At 61.1% G+C, this 15,493-nt stretch carries 16 protein-coding genes; 9 read left to right on the top strand and 7 right to left on the bottom strand.

The window, feature by feature from the left end; translation table 11 throughout:
* Positions 1–312: 312 nt before the first annotated feature.
* A complete protein-coding gene (gene mnmA / locus HEP69_RS16900; RefSeq protein WP_290559701.1) occupies positions 313–1,458 on the bottom strand; it encodes a tRNA 2-thiouridine(34) synthase MnmA in 1,146 nt (381 codons plus the stop codon).
* Between the two features lie 132 nt (positions 1,459–1,590).
* On the opposite strand from mnmA, the gene HEP69_RS16895 reads away from it, so the two are divergent.
* The 4 genes from HEP69_RS16895 to recG all read left to right on the top strand — a co-directional run bounded on the left by HEP69_RS16895 (position 1,591) and on the right by recG (position 7,203).
* Complete coding sequence (locus tag HEP69_RS16895; protein WP_290559700.1) at positions 1,591–1,869, top strand: DUF1153 domain-containing protein; 279 nt, start codon at positions 1,591–1,593, stop codon at positions 1,867–1,869.
* Between the two features lie 102 nt (positions 1,870–1,971).
* A complete protein-coding gene (gene ctrA / locus HEP69_RS16890) occupies positions 1,972–2,688 on the top strand; it encodes a response regulator transcription factor CtrA (protein ID WP_290559699.1) in 717 nt (238 codons plus the stop codon).
* A gap of 187 nt (positions 2,689–2,875) precedes the next feature.
* Positions 2,876–5,116, top strand: a complete 2,241-nt coding sequence (gene ligA / locus HEP69_RS16885; protein ID WP_290559698.1) for an NAD-dependent DNA ligase LigA — start codon at positions 2,876–2,878, stop codon at positions 5,114–5,116.
* Complete coding sequence (gene recG, locus HEP69_RS16880) at positions 5,113–7,203, top strand: ATP-dependent DNA helicase RecG (protein ID WP_290559697.1); 2,091 nt, start codon at positions 5,113–5,115, stop codon at positions 7,201–7,203. The genes ligA and recG overlap by 4 nt, the downstream gene beginning before the upstream one ends.
* Positions 7,204–7,668: 465 nt before the next feature.
* Here recG and HEP69_RS16875 read toward each other — a convergent pair whose 3' ends face one another.
* A complete protein-coding gene (locus HEP69_RS16875) occupies positions 7,669–8,121 on the bottom strand; it encodes an iron-sulfur cluster assembly scaffold protein (protein WP_290559696.1) in 453 nt (150 codons plus the stop codon).
* 67 nt (positions 8,122–8,188) lie between these two features.
* Between HEP69_RS16875 and hisI the strand changes: the two genes are divergently transcribed.
* Complete coding sequence (hisI, locus tag HEP69_RS16870) at positions 8,189–8,548, top strand: phosphoribosyl-AMP cyclohydrolase (RefSeq protein ID WP_290559695.1); 360 nt, start codon at positions 8,189–8,191, stop codon at positions 8,546–8,548.
* Positions 8,549–8,561: 13 nt separating this feature from the next.
* On the opposite strand, the gene gluQRS is transcribed toward hisI, so the two are convergent.
* The 4 genes from gluQRS to HEP69_RS16850 form a co-directional block, all read right to left on the bottom strand.
* On the bottom strand, positions 8,562–9,401 hold the full coding sequence (gene gluQRS / locus HEP69_RS16865; protein WP_290559694.1) for a tRNA glutamyl-Q(34) synthetase GluQRS: 840 nt from the start codon (positions 9,399–9,401) through the stop codon (positions 8,562–8,564).
* Positions 9,398–10,006 (bottom strand): methyltransferase domain-containing protein, encoded by a 609-nt coding sequence (locus tag HEP69_RS16860; RefSeq protein WP_290559693.1) that lies wholly within the window; start codon positions 10,004–10,006, stop codon positions 9,398–9,400. The genes gluQRS and HEP69_RS16860 overlap by 4 nt, the downstream gene beginning before the upstream one ends.
* Before the next feature lie 22 nt (positions 10,007–10,028).
* Positions 10,029–11,384, bottom strand: coding sequence for a methylenetetrahydrofolate--tRNA-(uracil(54)-C(5))-methyltransferase (FADH(2)-oxidizing) TrmFO (gene trmFO / locus HEP69_RS16855; RefSeq protein ID WP_290559692.1), 1,356 nt, complete (start codon positions 11,382–11,384; stop codon positions 10,029–10,031).
* 233 nt (positions 11,385–11,617) lie between these two features.
* Complete coding sequence (locus HEP69_RS16850) at positions 11,618–12,403, bottom strand: enoyl-CoA hydratase (RefSeq protein WP_290559691.1); 786 nt, start codon at positions 12,401–12,403, stop codon at positions 11,618–11,620.
* 58 nt (positions 12,404–12,461) lie between these two features.
* Between HEP69_RS16850 and HEP69_RS16845 the strand changes: the two genes are divergently transcribed.
* Complete coding sequence (locus HEP69_RS16845; RefSeq protein ID WP_290559690.1) at positions 12,462–12,920, top strand: PaaI family thioesterase; 459 nt, start codon at positions 12,462–12,464, stop codon at positions 12,918–12,920.
* A gap of 28 nt (positions 12,921–12,948) precedes the next feature.
* On the opposite strand, the gene HEP69_RS16840 is transcribed toward HEP69_RS16845, so the two are convergent.
* The gene (locus HEP69_RS16840; protein WP_290559689.1) at positions 12,949–13,494 is read right to left on the bottom strand and encodes a hypothetical protein; all 546 of its coding nucleotides are present in this window, start codon (positions 13,492–13,494) and stop codon (positions 12,949–12,951) included.
* 324 nt (positions 13,495–13,818) lie between these two features.
* On the opposite strand from HEP69_RS16840, the gene rplM reads away from it, so the two are divergent.
* The 3 genes from rplM (at position 13,819) to HEP69_RS16825 (ending at position 15,459) form a co-directional block, all read left to right on the top strand.
* Complete coding sequence (rplM, locus tag HEP69_RS16835; protein ID WP_290559688.1) at positions 13,819–14,277, top strand: 50S ribosomal protein L13; 459 nt, start codon at positions 13,819–13,821, stop codon at positions 14,275–14,277.
* A gap of 5 nt (positions 14,278–14,282) precedes the next feature.
* Positions 14,283–14,768, top strand: coding sequence for a 30S ribosomal protein S9 (gene rpsI, locus HEP69_RS16830; protein ID WP_290559687.1), 486 nt, complete (start codon positions 14,283–14,285; stop codon positions 14,766–14,768).
* Positions 14,769–15,012: 244 nt separating this feature from the next.
* On the top strand, positions 15,013–15,459 hold the full coding sequence (locus tag HEP69_RS16825) for a universal stress protein (protein WP_290559686.1): 447 nt from the start codon (positions 15,013–15,015) through the stop codon (positions 15,457–15,459).
* Positions 15,460–15,493: the final 34 nt, after the last annotated feature.

Here is a 15,493-nt window from a genome sequence, read left to right as displayed (position 1 = left end):
CGCCCCCCACCCCCCCCCCGCCCCGGGGGGGGTGAAAGCTTCAAAGCCCAACGTCGCCCGCCCCCGCTTAACCCTTCCCCAATCAACTTCCGAAACCGCGCTCGCAGCGCATCCGGCAAAGGTGCTGACATGATCCATCCTCCCAAACAGGATGAATCACAGATCAAGGCTAAAGGGAATCCCAACATTCAGGTTTTGAGCCGGGCGCTCTAAACGAGCACCGGGAATGGCATCAAACCGTGACACGTCCAGGTCGAGACCACATGGAACATTCGACAGTTTTGCGGATGCGGCACACGCGCCAGATCGCGCCTAGACCCCGCGCCAGATCCAGCCACCGCCATAGATCCGGCTGCCGCCCGTCTCGTAGAACACGCAGGCCTGCCCGGGCGAGACGCCTGCTTCGGGGCTAAGCAGCTCGATCTCGGCTTGCGTGGGAGAAATCGGACGGATCACCGCTTCTCGCGGGGGGCGGGTGGAGCGGACCTTGACCGATACATGCCATTCGTCCTGGCTGTCGAAGGGGCTATCGCCGAGCCAGTTGATCTCCCGTACCGGGATGGTGCGTGTGGCCAGCATGTCCTTGGGGCCGACGATCACCTGCTTGGCGTCGACATCCAGGCGTATGACATAAAGCGGATCACTCAGCCCACCAATTCCCAGACCGCGCCGCTGCCCGACCGTATAGTGGATCACGCCGCGATGCCTGCCCAGAACCCGGCCTGCGGTATCGACAATATCTCCGGGATCGGCGGCACCGGGACGCAGCTTTTCGATCACGGCTGCGTAATCGCCATTGGGCACAAAGCAGATGTCCTGGCTGTCGGGCTTGTCGGCCACGCTCAACCCATAGCGCGCCGCGAGATCCCGCGTGGCGTCCTTGGAGGGTAAACGGCCCAGCGGAAAGCGCAGAAATCCGAGCTGTTCCGGCGTGGTCGAGAACAGAAAGTAGCTCTGATCGCGGTTGGCATCTTCGGCACAATGCAGTTCGGGCCCGTTCGGGCCATCCTTGCGCTGAATGTAATGCCCCGTGGCCATGCAGTCGGCCTCCAGATCCCGGGCCGTTTCCAGAAGATCCTTGAATTTCACCCGCTCGTTGCACCGTATACAGGGTACTGGCGTTGCCCCGGCCAAATAGCTATCGGCGAATTCGTCGATCACCGCGTCCTTGAAAATATTCTCATAATCAAGGACATAGTGGGGAAACCCACGCTCTTCCGCGACGCGGCGCGCATCGTGAATATCGATCCCGGCGCAACAGGCGCCCTTCTTGGCCAGCGCCGCGCCATGATCATAAAGCTGCAAGGTCACGCCCACCACATCATACCCCTCTTCGGCCAGATGCGCGGCCACCACCGAGCTGTCGACGCCGCCCGACATCGCCACCACAACCCGGGTCTGGGACGGGGGTTTGGGAAAGCCCAGCGAATTGAGCATGCCGGGTTGGTCAAGCGCCATGACAGGGGTCCTTTAGATCAGCGTGGTTTCGGGCGGAATATAGGAAAATCCTAATCACTCTCAAGGTCTCGTTTCACGACCCGTTAAACCAATTTGATGACTATCGGATGCGCCATAACAGGAAGCAGTCCGATGTATCTGAAAAAAGTGGACGGTCCGCGCACCGTGACGCTGCCGGATGGAAGTGTGATGTCGCAAGCCGATTTACCCGATCCAGGGACCCGCCGGTGGGTCGCATCGCGCAAGGCGAGCGTGGTGCGCGGCGTGCTTTATGGCCTCCTCACGCAGGCTGAAGCGCTCAAGCGCTATGGCATTAGCGAGGAGGAATTTCACGAATGGCTGGTCGCAGTTTCCGAACACGGAGAAGATGCCCTCAAGGCAACAAGACTTAAGAAATATAGACAACTGTGAGTTGCGCGTGCCATAATCGGGTAATCAGTAACTTGTGATTAACCTTTTTTGTTCACGTTTAGCACCAACTGATTTTGGGGAATAGAGAGCGGAGACTGCAGAATGCGAGTCCTTTTGGTTGAAGATGATCCAACCACATCGAAAAGTATCGAACTGATGCTGACGAATGCGAATTTGAATGTGTATTGTACAGATCTGGGCGAAGAGGGGATCGATCTTGCCAAGCTCTATGATTACGATCTGATCCTGTTGGATTTGAACCTGCCCGACATGAATGGTCATGAAGTCTTGCGGCAACTGCGTCTTGCACGCATTGCAACACCGATTTTGATCCTGTCGGGGGTCGACGACACAGAAAACAAGATCAAGGGGTTCGGATTTGGCGCCGATGACTACCTGACAAAACCCTTCCACCGCGAAGAATTGGTGGCCCGTATTCATGCAATCATTCGTCGCTCCAAAGGGCATTCGCAATCGGTTATCAATACCGGAAAGATCTCCGTCAATCTGGATGCAAAGACGGTCGAGGCGGATGGTGTGCCGGTGCATTTGACCGGCAAGGAATACCAGATGCTGGAACTGCTAAGCCTGCGCAAGGGCACAACGCTGACCAAAGAAATGTTCTTGAACCATCTATATGGCGGGATGGACGAGCCGGAACTGAAAATCATCGATGTGTTTATCTGCAAGCTGCGAAAAAAGCTCAGCAATGCGACAGGCGGCGAGAACTATATCGAGACGGTCTGGGGGCGTGGATATGTTCTCCGCGATCCTGAAAACGAATCCTCCGCGGGCCAGCCGTTGGCTGCCAGCGCCTGATACGCCTCGCGGGCACGATGTCATCTCCCTCTGCGACCGCTTCGAGGGGGATGGCCGTTCGACCGGATCTGCTATTGGCGCGTCACGCAGCATCCGGCGGTTTTGAGCCGGGCAAGGCTGGACGCCGATAAAGCCGCGTCTTATCACATGGGCACGTGATCCTTGTGACAGACCGGTGTTCTCTCCAATGGCCAAGCCAGATATCTCCGCGTTGACCGAGGCGCAGGCACGCGCTGAACTCGCATCGCTTGCCGAGGCTCTCTTGGCCGCGAACAGGGCTTACCACCGGGAAGATGCGCCACAGATCAGCGATGCGGAGTATGACGCGCTCAAACAGCGAAATGCGGCAATCGAGGCGGCTTTTCCGCATCTCAAACGCGACGACAGCGCAACCGAACAGGTGGGGGCCGCACCGGCTGATGGGTTTTCCAAGGTGGTGCACGCGCAGCGGATGCTGTCGCTGGGCAATGCGTTTGACGATGCGGATGTGACCGATTTCGACAGTTCTGTACGCAAGTATCTGGGGCTCGGAGCGGATGCGCCTTTGGCCTATACGGCGGAGCCCAAGATTGATGGGCTGTCACTGTCACTGCGCTATGAGAAGGGCCATTTGGTGCAAGCCGCTACCCGAGGGGATGGCGAGGTAGGCGAGAACGTCACCGCCAATGCCCGCACCATTCAGGATGTTCCCGAGACACTCACCGGCGCACCCGATCTTTTGGAAGTGCGCGGCGAGGTCTATATGAGCCACGCTGATTTTGCGGCGCTGAATGCCCGCCAGGCCGAGACCGATGGCAAGGTCTTTGCCAATCCGCGCAATGCCGCGGCGGGCTCGCTGAGGCAGCTCGATGCGACGATCACCCGGTCCAGACCGCTGCGATTCTTCGCCTATGCCTGGGGGGCCGTGTCAGAGCCGCTGGCACAGACGCAGTCCGGTGCGATCGAGCGCCTCGCCGCGCTGGGGTTCCAGACGAACCCGCTTACCCAATTGTGCAGCGCGGCACCGGAGATGCTGGCCCACTACCGGCGGATCGAGGAACAGCGTGCCACGCTGGGCTATGACATCGACGGGGTGGTCTACAAAGTTGACGATCTTGGGCTGCAAGACCGGCTTGGGTTCCGCTCTACCACTCCGCGATGGGCGATTGCGCATAAATTTCCGGCTGAGCTGGCCTGGACCCGGCTGGAGGGCATCGACATTCAGGTGGGCCGAACCGGCGCGCTCAGCCCCGTGGCGCGGCTCACGCCCGTGACGGTCGGCGGCGTCGTGGTCTCGAACGCCACTTTGCATAACGAGGACTATATCGCCGGGCGTGATGCCAAGGGCAATCCGATCCGCGACGGCAAGGATATTCGCGCAGGCGACTGGGTTCAGGTCTACCGCGCCGGCGACGTCATTCCCAAAGTGGCGGATGTGGATTTGGCCAAACGACCCGATGACGCGATCCGGTTCGTGTTTCCCCAAACCTGCCCGGAATGCGGCAGCGATGCCATCCGGGAGGAGGGCGATGCGGTGCGGCGCTGCTCGGGCGGGTTGATCTGCCCTGCGCAGGCGGTGGAAAAGCTCAAACATTTCGTCTCCCGCGCGGCCTTCGACATCGAAGGGCTGGGCGCCAAACAGGTCGAACAATTCCATGCCGATGGCTGGATCGCGGAGCCTGCCGATATCTTCAGCCTCAAGACCCGATACGGTGCCGGGCTCCAGCAGCTCAAGAACCGGGACGGGTGGGGCGAGAAATCCGCCGAAAACCTGTTCCAGGCGATCGAGGAGAAGCGCCGCATCCCCTTGGCCCGGTTGATCTTTGCCCTGGGGATCCGCCATGTGGGAGAGGTGGCGGCCTCGGATCTGGCGCGGCATTTCGGAACCTGGGAGGCGCTTGTGGCGGCGGTCGATGGCGCCGCACCGGGTGCTCAATGCCAACTCAGGGCCGATGCGGCGGAGGCGGCGGAACGCCAGGCCGCGCAGCGTGACGGGCGCAAACCCCGCATCAAGGCAACTCGGGACGCGCTTTGGCAGGAACTGGACCCTGCCGCGCGCATGGCCTGGGCGCAGCTGATCGATATCGACGGGATCGGGGCCACGGTCGCGGTCGCGCTGACCACCAGTTTTCAACAAAGGGCCGAGCGTGCCTCGATCGATCGTTTGGTGGCCGCGCTGGATATTCTGCCCGCAGAACGCCCCGCAACCGATGACAGCCCTGTCGCGGGCAAGACGGTCGTTTTCACCGGCACGCTCGAGAAAATGACCCGGGCCGAGGCCAAGGCCCGGGCCGAGGCCTTGGGCGCCAAGGTCTCGGGCTCGGTCAGTGCCAAGACCGACATTCTGGTGGCAGGGCCGGGCGCGGGATCCAAGGCGAAAAAGGCCGCAGAGCTGGGCATCGACACGCTGGACGAGGACGGCTGGTTGGCGCTGATCGGGGCGGTATGACAGGCCGACCCGAGGCCCTCTTCCCGCTTTTTGCGGCGCTCGAGACGCTGGGCGGTGTGGGGCCGAAGACCGCGAAACTCATGTCGCAGCTGGGCATCGAACGGCCCCGCGATCTGGCGCTGCATCTGCCTTATGCATTGGTTGATCGGCGGCGGCGCGCCACGATCAAAGGGGCGACCCCGCCGGTGACGCTCACCGTGACCGTAACGGTTGGCGCGCATCGGCCCCCCCGCACCAAGGGCGGGGCCTACCGCATCCATGTGGAGGATACGGAGGCGGATTTCCAACTGGTCTATTTCCACGCGCGGGGGGATTACCTCAAGCGCCTGCTGCCGGAGGGGGCGCGGCGCGTTGTATCCGGTAAGCTGGAGATCTTCGATGGCGCGGCGCAGATGGTTCATCCCGATTACGCTGTGCCCGAGGCCGACGCGCAGGACATTCCGGAGGTCGAGCCGGTCTATCACCTGACGGCGGGGGTGACGCAAAAGACCCTCTTCAAGGCCACGCGGCACATCTTGGACGGCCTGCCGGATCTGCCTGAATGGATCGACCCGGCGCTCAAGGCGCGCGAAGGCTGGCCGGATTGGTCCGATTCGGTCCGTCAGGCCCATGCCCCCCGCGAGCTTGGGGATGTCATGGCCACGGCCCCGGCCCGGGCACGCATCGCCTATGACGAACTGCTGGCCCACCAGTTGACCCTGTCGCTCGCACGGGTGCGGCTGCGCAAGGCCAAGGGCCGCGAAACCCGTGGAACGGATCGGTTGCAGGCCCGCGTGCGCGCCGAACTGCCCTATCAGATGACGGGCGCGCAGGTCCGCTCCATCGCCGAGATCGCCGGTGACATGGCGCAACCCGTGCGGATGAACCGGTTGCTGCAAGGGGATGTCGGGGCGGGCAAGACGCTGGTCGCGTTCATGGCGTTGCTGATCGCGGTAGAGGCGGGCGGGCAGGGCGTGATGATGGCGCCTACCGAAATCCTCGCGCGCCAGCATCTGGAAGGGTTGCAGCCCCTGGCCGAAAGCGCTGGCGTGGTGTTGGAGATCCTGACGGGCCGGGACAAGGGCGCCGAGCGCCGCGCCAAGCTGGAGGCCTTGGCGCGTGGCGATATCCACATCCTGGTCGGCACCCATGCGGTTTTCCAGAAAGATGTGGCGTTTCACGATTTGCGGCTTGCAGTGATCGACGAACAGCATCGGTTCGGCGTCAGCCAGCGACTTGAGCTGGGCCGAAAGGGCGCTGCGGTGGATGTGTTGGTGATGACCGCCACGCCGATCCCGCGCAGCCTGTCATTGGCGCAATATGGCGATATGGATATCTCGGTGCTTGACGAAAAACCGCCAGGGCGCAAGCCGATCACAACCGCCGTCGTCTCGACCGAGAGGATGGACGAGGTGATCAGCCACATGCGCCGCGCCATTGACGACGGACGTCAGTGTTACTGGGTGTGCCCGCTTGTCGAGGAATCCGAGCATTTGGATCTCACGGCTGCCCAAGAGCGGTTCAAACGCCTGCGCGCGGTGCTGGGCGAAGGGGTTGTCGGTCTGGTTCATGGCCAGATGCCGCCTGCGGAAAAGGACGCCGCTATGGCGCGGTTTCAGGCGGGGGAAACCAAGGTTCTGGTGGCCACCACTGTGATCGAGGTCGGCGTGAACGTCCCCAACGCCAGTATCATGGTGATTGAGCGGGCCGAGATATTCGGGCTGGCACAGCTGCACCAGTTGCGTGGGCGCGTCGGCCGGGGGGAGGCGCAATCGACCTGTCTGTTGATGTATCAGCCGCCCCTGAATGAAGGTGGGCGCCGTCGGCTTGAGGTACTGCGCGACACCGAAGATGGCTTCCGCATCGCCGAGACCGATCTTGAGATGCGCGGAGCGGGAGATCTGATCGGAACCGCGCAGTCCGGGCTGCCCCGCTTCCGGGTGGCCGATCTGGAACGTCAGGCCGGATTGATGGCCACGGCCCAGAAAGATGCGCGCAAACTTCTGGATGCAGACCCGCAGTTGAAGAGTGAGCGGGGCCGCGCCGCACGCACCTTGTTGTGGTTGATGAGCCAGGAAGACGCGATCCGTTTGATTTCAGTGGGTTAGCACAAAAATCCCGAAAAGTTCACAAATGTTCTTAAAAAGTTCTTTACAGGCTCGGTCAAAAATGAGAACAAAGGGTCAACAAATGATTAAGCAAGACCCGGAGCAGACGCCATGTTCACTCAGATCAAGACCGCCGCAAGCCGATCTCATACGACGTTCCTGCAAGATCTTGCAGGTGTCGGCGCCCTGGTTGTGATGCTGGTTGTTGCACTGCATCTTCCGACCCTCGTTTAAGCCGTTTCTGCCTGCGAACTCATGCCGGATGTTCCTCATCCTGTCCCCAACTGATGCGAGGGTGACCTGCCTGTCCCAAACCCCTCGGGGATCTGTCCCAAGATCCTGATTGGAACGCGACCCGGACCCACATGAGTATTGCATGACCTGCCGCCGCCATTCCGCCCGGGATGTGCGGCGGTTTTTTTGTCCGAAGGTTTAAATCTGCGTGCGACGTGCCCGGATAACGGGTCAGGCGCAATCGGCCTGTTCGGCCTGCGCCATCGCCTCGACCGACGCGTCCAGCGCCAGAAGGATGGATGCGTGGCGGTTCTTGTAATCCCGTGCGGGGATCAGAACCTTAAGCCCGTCAAACGGGGCCTCCGGTGCATCGCCCCCCTGTTTGAGCATTGTCTTGAGCTGATCGCGTGCGGTTTCAACCTGTGCGCGTGTCGCGCCGATGATGGCCCCGCCCACGACCGAGGCCGCAGCCTGACCCAGGGCGCAGGCCTTGACGTCCTGACCGAACTGGGTCACGCGGCCGTCCTGCATGCACAGATCGACCGTCACGGTGGATCCGCACAGGGGAGAGCGTTTCTTGACCGTTGCCTGCGGCGTGTCCAGGCGGGCCAGATGCGGAATATCGGCTGCCAGAGCCAGGATTTTCGCGGAATAGAGCTTGATCAGATCGGTCTCGCCAGACATGGCTTTTCCTTTTTGGATATTCCCCATAAATAGTCGTCGCGCTCCTCTTTGCAAAAGGTTTTTGGTAATGCCCTTCGATCCCTCGACGCTGGTCTATAATGAGGCGGGGCTAATCCCCTGCATCGCGCAGCAAGAGGGGACCGGCGAGGTTCTGATGATGGCCTGGATGAACGCCGATGCCGTCTTGCGCACGCTGGAGACCGGGCAGGTGATCTATTGGTCGCGCTCGCGCGCGGCGTTCTGGGTCAAGGGCGAAAGCTCGGGCCACACGCAGGCGCTGGTCGATCTGCGGGTGGATTGCGACCGTGATTGCCTGCTGGCGATCGTGCGGCAGACAGGCCCTGCGTGCCACACCAACCGGCGCAGTTGTTTCTATACGGCGCTGCGAGATGGGCAAGAGGTGGAGTTGATGGCGCCCGAGGCGTAAGCGCAGCGCTCGGTCAGAGGCCGACCATCCGGCGGATCTCCTCAGGGGTCGTTCCGTTTGCGCGATAGGTCGCGATGGCCCGCGCATCGTCGCGTTTGGCCAGGCGTTTGCCTGTCTCGTCACGGATCAGCCGGTGGTGATGATAGACCGGGGTCGGCAGACCCAAAAGGCGTTGTAGCAGAACTTGCAGCCCGGTGATCGGGATCAGATCGGCGCCGCGCACGATGTGGCTGATGCCCTGGTCCGCATCGTCGATGACAGAGGCCAGCACATATGAGACGGTCTCGATCTCCTTGCGGCCCAGAACCGCATCTCCGGCGTCCTGCCAGAGCTTGGCGGCGCTCACCTGGTGGAGGCCGGGGGTATCGGGCCCGGTCTCTTGGTAAGTGAGCGGACGGGTGACCCGTTCCAGCGCGGCCCTGAGGTTCAGTCGCAGCGCGTCACCGGGTTTGCGCGAACACATCGGGCGGGCCCGGCAGGTACCTGGATAGGGGCCGTGGCGTGCCACCCCTTCCTGCGGGGCGGACAGCGCCGCGCGGATATCGGCCCGGGTGCAGCTGCATGGAAAGATCAACCCCTCATCGGCCAGATGCATCAGACTGGCATTGTACCGCGCCAGATGATCGGATTGTCGCAAGACCGGTTCGGGCCACTCCAGCCCCAGCCAGCGCAAATCGTCATAGATCTGCGCCTCCCATTCGGGCCGCGATCTGGCGATGTCCGTATCTTCGATCCGCAGCAAGAAAACCCCGCCCGCGGCCCGAGCCATGCCATGCGCCAGGATTGCGGAATAGGCATGGCCAAGATGTAGGGGCCCTGTCGGAGATGGTGCAAACCGGGTCGTGAATGTCACGCTTTTTCAAGAATGTAGACGTTGGATTTGAGGTCAATTCCGGGCAGGTGATCGCCGTATTCCTTGCTCAGCAGCCGTGCAGCCCCGCAATCGAGCCATTCGTTCACACGCGCCTCGTTCTCGGGCACGGCCAGGGCGTGATCGTTGAGGGAGAAGACCAGCTTTCCACCCGAAGCCAGCCCGTTCATCAGAGTGTCCAACACGCTGATCGGAGCGGCACCGATGACACCTATCGCGGCGATCGCGGCATAGTCTCCGGGTGCATGTGGCAAAGGTGTGTCCGGCCCGATCTGCGCGAGGGTCCGGTAGACATCCTTTTTGCCCGCTTCGGCCAGCATCTCGGCCGAGAGATCCAGACCATCTATGGTCTCGAACCCGGCCAGCTTGAGTGCCAGACCCGACAAGCCCGTCCCGCACCCGAAATCCAGGATAGGGGCTGTGAGGTCGTCCATCCGCGCGGCGAGCGCCTGGGCACAGCGGCGTGGGGTTGCATAGCCGTTTTCCGCAATCTCCGCGTCATAGCTGGCTGACCAATCGTCATAAAGATCACGTGTTTGCGCCGCAGTGCGCGCCGTATAGGCCGTGTTCAGAAATCCTTTCGTCATACGGTTATGTTAAGACTTTGCGTCAGGCGGCGTCCAGCCCTTGTTGCGCGAGCCATCCGGTCCAATCGGCCTTGGCCCTGTCGGTATAGGCTTTGTAACGGTCCTTCCGCCCGCGCCGCCCGCCTTTCACGCCATCGACTGGCGGGAAAAGGCCGAAATTCACATTCATCGGCTGGAACGTCTTGGCGTCGGCGCCGCCGGTGATGTGGGTGATCAGCGCGCCCATCGCCGTGGTTGCGGGCGGGGCAGAGACGGGCCTGCCGCGCATCTCACCCGCGGCCATCCGCCCGGCCAAGAGGCCCATGGAAGCACTTTCGACATAGCCCTCCACGCCTGTGATCTGACCGGCAAAACGAATGTTGGGGCGGGATTTCAGCCGCATCTGATCGTCCAGCAGGGTGGGCGAGTTGATGAAGGTGTTTCGATGAATGCCTCCGAGACGCGCGAAGGAGGCGTTTTGCAGGCCGGGAATCATCTTGAAAACATCGGTTTGTGCGCCGTACTTCATCTTGGTTTGAAAGCCCACGATATTGTAAAGCGTGCCCAGGGCGTTGTCGCGGCGCAGTTGCACGACGGCCCAGGGTTTGACATCCGGATCGTGCGGATTGGTCAGGCCCACGGGTTTCATCGGGCCGTGGCGCAGGGTCTCTCGCCCCCGCTCGGCCATCACCTCGATGGGCAGGCACCCGTCGAAATAGGTGGCCGTCTCGCCGTCGTGGAACTCCGTCTTGTCGGCAGCCAGAAGCGCGTCGATGAACGCCTCGTACTGCTCGCGGGTCATCGGACAATTGATATAGGCGGTGCGCTCCTCCTCGGTCTCGCCTTTGTCATAGCGCGATTGCCGCCAGGCGTGATCCATGTCGATGGACTCGAAATAGACAATCGGAGCGATGGCGTCGAAAAACGCCAGCGCCTCGGCCCCTGTCTCTGCACGGATCGCTTCGGCCAGCGCGCCGGAGGTCAGCGGCCCGGTCGAGATGATCCACTGCCCTTCGCGGGGCAAGGTGGTTATCTCTTCATACGAAACCGAAATACGCGGATGGGCCTTAAGCTGGGCCGTCACGGCTTCGGCAAAAGGATCGCGGTCCACCGCAAGGGCGCCGCCCGCAGGCAACTTGTGCGCATCCGCCGTGGCCATGATCACGCCGCCGCCCGCGCGCATTTCCCAATGCAGCAGGCCGACCGCGTTTTGCTCGTCATCATCCGAACGGAACGAGTTGGAACATACCATCTCCGCCAGATGACCGGTGCGGTGTGCAAAAGTTTCAACTTTGGGGCGCATCTCGTGGATCACCACGTTGACGCCCATATTGGCGGCCTGCCATGCGGCCTCGGACCCGGCCATGCCGCCGCCCACGATATGAAGTGTATCAGACATAGCCGCCGGTCTAGTGCCAATGACACGTTTGCGCAATGTCACCGCCCAAATAGCAGGTTGCGCCACGGGGGAAAGTCGGGGCCGCCATGGGAACTGTCAGCGACCGGGTGAGAGGACGGTCTGGAGGAACGGTTCGACCACGGCGGCCCGAATTGCAAGCTTTCCAAGAACCCGCCCAACTTGTGCCACAATATTGCCCAAATTGCCAGACCGAAGATCCGGTCAATTAAGACTTATTGTTCCCAGTTGGGGTCACGCTTTTCAAGGAAAGCTGCGATACCTTCTTGTGTATCACGTGCGAGCATATTCTGCACCATTACGTCACCGGTATAGGCGTAAGCTTGCTCAACCGGCATCTCGAGTTGGTCGTAATAGGCCCGTTTGCCGGTTTTCACCGCCAGGCCCAGCTTGGCCGCGATGGTGTCGGCCAGGCTGCGCGCTTCGGCGGCCAACTGATCGGCGGGCACCACGCGGTTGATCAGGCCAAGGGATTCGGCGCGGTGCGCGTCGATGAACTGGCCCGTGGTCAGCATCTCGAAGGCTTGCTTGGTGGGGATATTCCGCGATAGCGCCACCATCGGGGTCGAGCAGAACAGGCCGATATTGACCCCGTTGACGCCAAATCTGGTTCCGTCCGCGGCAACGGCCAGATCGCAGCTGGCCACCAATTGGCACCCGGCAGCGGTGGCGATCCCGTGGACCTGGGCGATCACCGGCTGGGGCAGTTCGCGGATCGTGGTCATCATCCGGGCACAGCGGTCAAAGAGGTCCTTGAAATAGGCCTTGCCGCCATCCTCGGCCTGGCGGCCTTGGGTCATCTGTTTCAGATCGTGACCTGCGCAGAACGCCTTGCCCGCTCCGGACACGATCACCGCGCGGATGTCGCGATCCTCCTTCAATGCGTCGAACTGGTTCTGCAAGGCCGCCAGCATCTCATCGGACAGGGCGTTGAGCCGGTCCGGGGCGGTCATGTGCAGATGCGCCACGGCCCCTGTGTCGTTACGTTCCAGAATTGCCATCTTGCCTTCCTCCCGGTTTGGACGTGAGTTTAGGCGCAAGATCTGACGAGGGAAAGAGATGTCCAAACCCACGACACTGGCCATGGATGCCGCGGCCCTGAATGCGTTTCTGCAAAAGGTGTTTCCACAAGTCAAAGACGATTTCGTTGTGGAGGAGGTGGCGCCTTTCGAGATGACATTGCGCCTGAAGATCTCGGACCGTCATCTGCGCCCAGGCGGAACCGTGTCGGGGCCATCGATGTTCGGTTTGGCGGATGTCGCCGTCTATCTGATGACCCTGTCGATGATCGGCCCCAAAGCGTTGGCGGTGACCACCAACATCGCGATGGATTTCATGCGCAAACCCGAAGCGGGGCGGGATCTGCTTGCCAAGGGACGGCTCTTGAAGCTGGGCAAATCGCTGTCGGTCGGGGATGTATTGCTGTTCTCGGAAGGTATGGACGATCCTGTCGCGCGCGCCTCGATGACCTATGCCATACCACCGACGGGGTCTGCCGCGGCGGCCCAGACCGGGTAGGCGGAGCAGGAGGCGGGTGCCTTGGGGATCACGGATCGGTCTTGTCCATCCTGATCGACATGAAACCGCCATTGACCCCGGAATTATAGACCCAGACGTTATTGGCCACCGCGGCAGTGACCATGATGGCCGACAGGACGATGATCGCAGGGTTGGACGAGATAAAGGCCACGTCATCGAGCAATGGAGTGATCACACGCGTGCCCTTATATCCGTTTCCGGTGCGGGTCAGATAAAGGACCGACGGTCTGGTTTTATAGGTGGGAACGCGCATCGTTCCAGGTGTCGTGATCGCAACGCGAAACTCGTCGGTTTCTGCAACGCAGCGCATTCCGCTGATCCGGGTGCGCTTCCTGTTGGGGTCGTTCGCCTCAAGGCTGTCTCCGATGGCTTGGTGGGGCTGCGTTCCGAAACCGACCCGATCCTCAAAGGAAAACGTCCGGATCGTCAGGTTTCGATAGCCTGTGACGTGGTTTTCCTGAAAGGGGCTGGACTTGAACGCCACATCCTGAGGGGCATTGACCTGGGTGGCATCGGCGCAGCCCATGATGCCGATTGCCGCCAGCGCGAACAAGGAAGAGAGAGGTCTTAATGGATTATGCACCCGATGTCGTGAGTGGTCGTCGTTAACCATGCTGATTCTCATGAGCGTCACAAGGGATCTTCCTTGGTCAGACAACCTGCTGACCGCCGCAAATGTTGTGATGATCGCCGGGCATCGACTATAATCTCAGAATGGGGTAATATAATACCTTATTTTCAAGGCATTGATTTGCAAAGGTTTTTTAGTCTGCCCAGCTATTGACCGGATCGGGTGCGCTCTGTAAAACCCAGCAATCGAATTTCGGCGGGGCGCGGCATGCGCCTCGCCTTTCACGTAAAACAGGATGATCCTGCCATGAAAACCTATTCTGCGACCCCGGCAGATATCGACAAGAAATGGATCCTGATCGACGCCGAGGGCGTTGTTCTGGGCCGTCTCGCCTCGATCGTTGCCATGCGCCTGCGTGGCAAGCACAAACCTTCGTTTACGCCCAACATGGATATGGGCGACAATGTCATCATCATCAACGCCGACAAGGTGCAGATGACCGGCAAGAAACGCGAAGAGAACTTTTACTGGCACACCGGCCACCCCGGCGGCATCAAGTCCCGCACCAAGGCACAGATCCTTGAAGGCAAGTACCCTGAGCGCGTTGTTATGCAGGCGGTCAAGCGGATGTTGCCCGGCAACCGGTTGAGCCGTGTACAGATGACCAACCTGCGCGTTTATGCAGGGGCCGAGCATCCTCACGAGGCCCAAAGCCCTGACGTTCTGGATGTCAAATCCATGAACAAGAAAAATACGCGGAGCTAAGACACATGGCTGACGAAATCAACACTCTCGAAGATCTGGCCGCCGCCACCGGGGTTGAGCCCGTGGCACAAGAGGTCATCACCCGCGAGCCCGTCCGCGACGAGCTGGGCCGCGCCTATGCGACTGGCAAGCGCAAGGACGCGGTCGCCCGTGTTTGGATCAAACCCGGTTCGGGCAAGGTCACCGTGAACGGACGCGAAATTAACGCCTATTTTGCGCGCCCCGTTTTGCAGATGATCCTGCGCCAGCCCTTTACCGTGGCCGGTGTCGAGGACGAGTTCGACGTGCAGGCAACGGTCAAGGGCGGCGGGTTGAGCGGCCAGGCCGGCGCGGTCAAGCATGGCATCTCCAAGGCACTTCAGCTTTATGACCCGTCGCTGCGCGGCGCGCTCAAGGCAGCCGGTTTCCTGACCCGCGACAGCCGCGTGGTTGAGCGTAAGAAATACGGTAAGGCCAAAGCGCGTAAGAGCTTCCAGTTCTCTAAGCGTTAAGTCTCTGCCCAGAACATTGCGAATGCCGCCCCGGATCCGGGGCGGCTTTTTCTATTTTATTTCAATTTTCTATGGCGCAAAATATAAGTGTTGCTTTAACGCCGGGGTCGCCGCTCACCGCGTGCCGCGGCATGTGGCGAGGCCAGGACCAACGGTTATCTTCGGGCGGCTGACGCCAATGATTTTCCCAACCGGGTTTTTTTGTGCCAGAGTGTGGGGACATGAAGCGGGGGGAAACCACACCATGTTCCAAACCATCATTGTCGGGCTGGACGGGTCCGATCACGCCGAACACGCGCTCAAGCTCGCTTGCGATCTGGCTGACAAATACGGCTCAACGCTGCATCTCATCCACACACCCCAGCCGCAGACGGTGGCCTTTGCGATGGGCGCGGTGGCGGGATATCACGCCGCCACCACCATGCCCTCGGAGACCGAGGTCCAGGACGCGTCCGAAAAGATCCTGAATGCGGGCAAGGCCATTGCCGCTGAACACGGTCATGCGGATGTCCAGACCCACAGCACCCGCGGCGATCCGGCCGAAGAGATCATCGCCTGCGCCGACAAGAACGGTGCCGATCTGATCGTGACGGGCCGCAGGGGCCTGGGCAGTCTTGGCTCGCTTTTGCAAGGCAGCACCTCGCAAAAGGTCAATCACCTTGCCAAATGTGCGTGTCTTTCCGTGGTTTGACCGCACCCTGAGTTCGACAAAATGAGAAATGCCA

The organism is Aestuariivita sp., from assembly GCF_021404545.1.
Lineage (GTDB): Bacteria > Pseudomonadota > Alphaproteobacteria > Rhodobacterales > Rhodobacteraceae > Aestuariivita.
The sequence above is the reverse complement of the archived record's forward strand: the minus strand, read 5'-3'. Positions and strand labels throughout refer to the sequence as shown.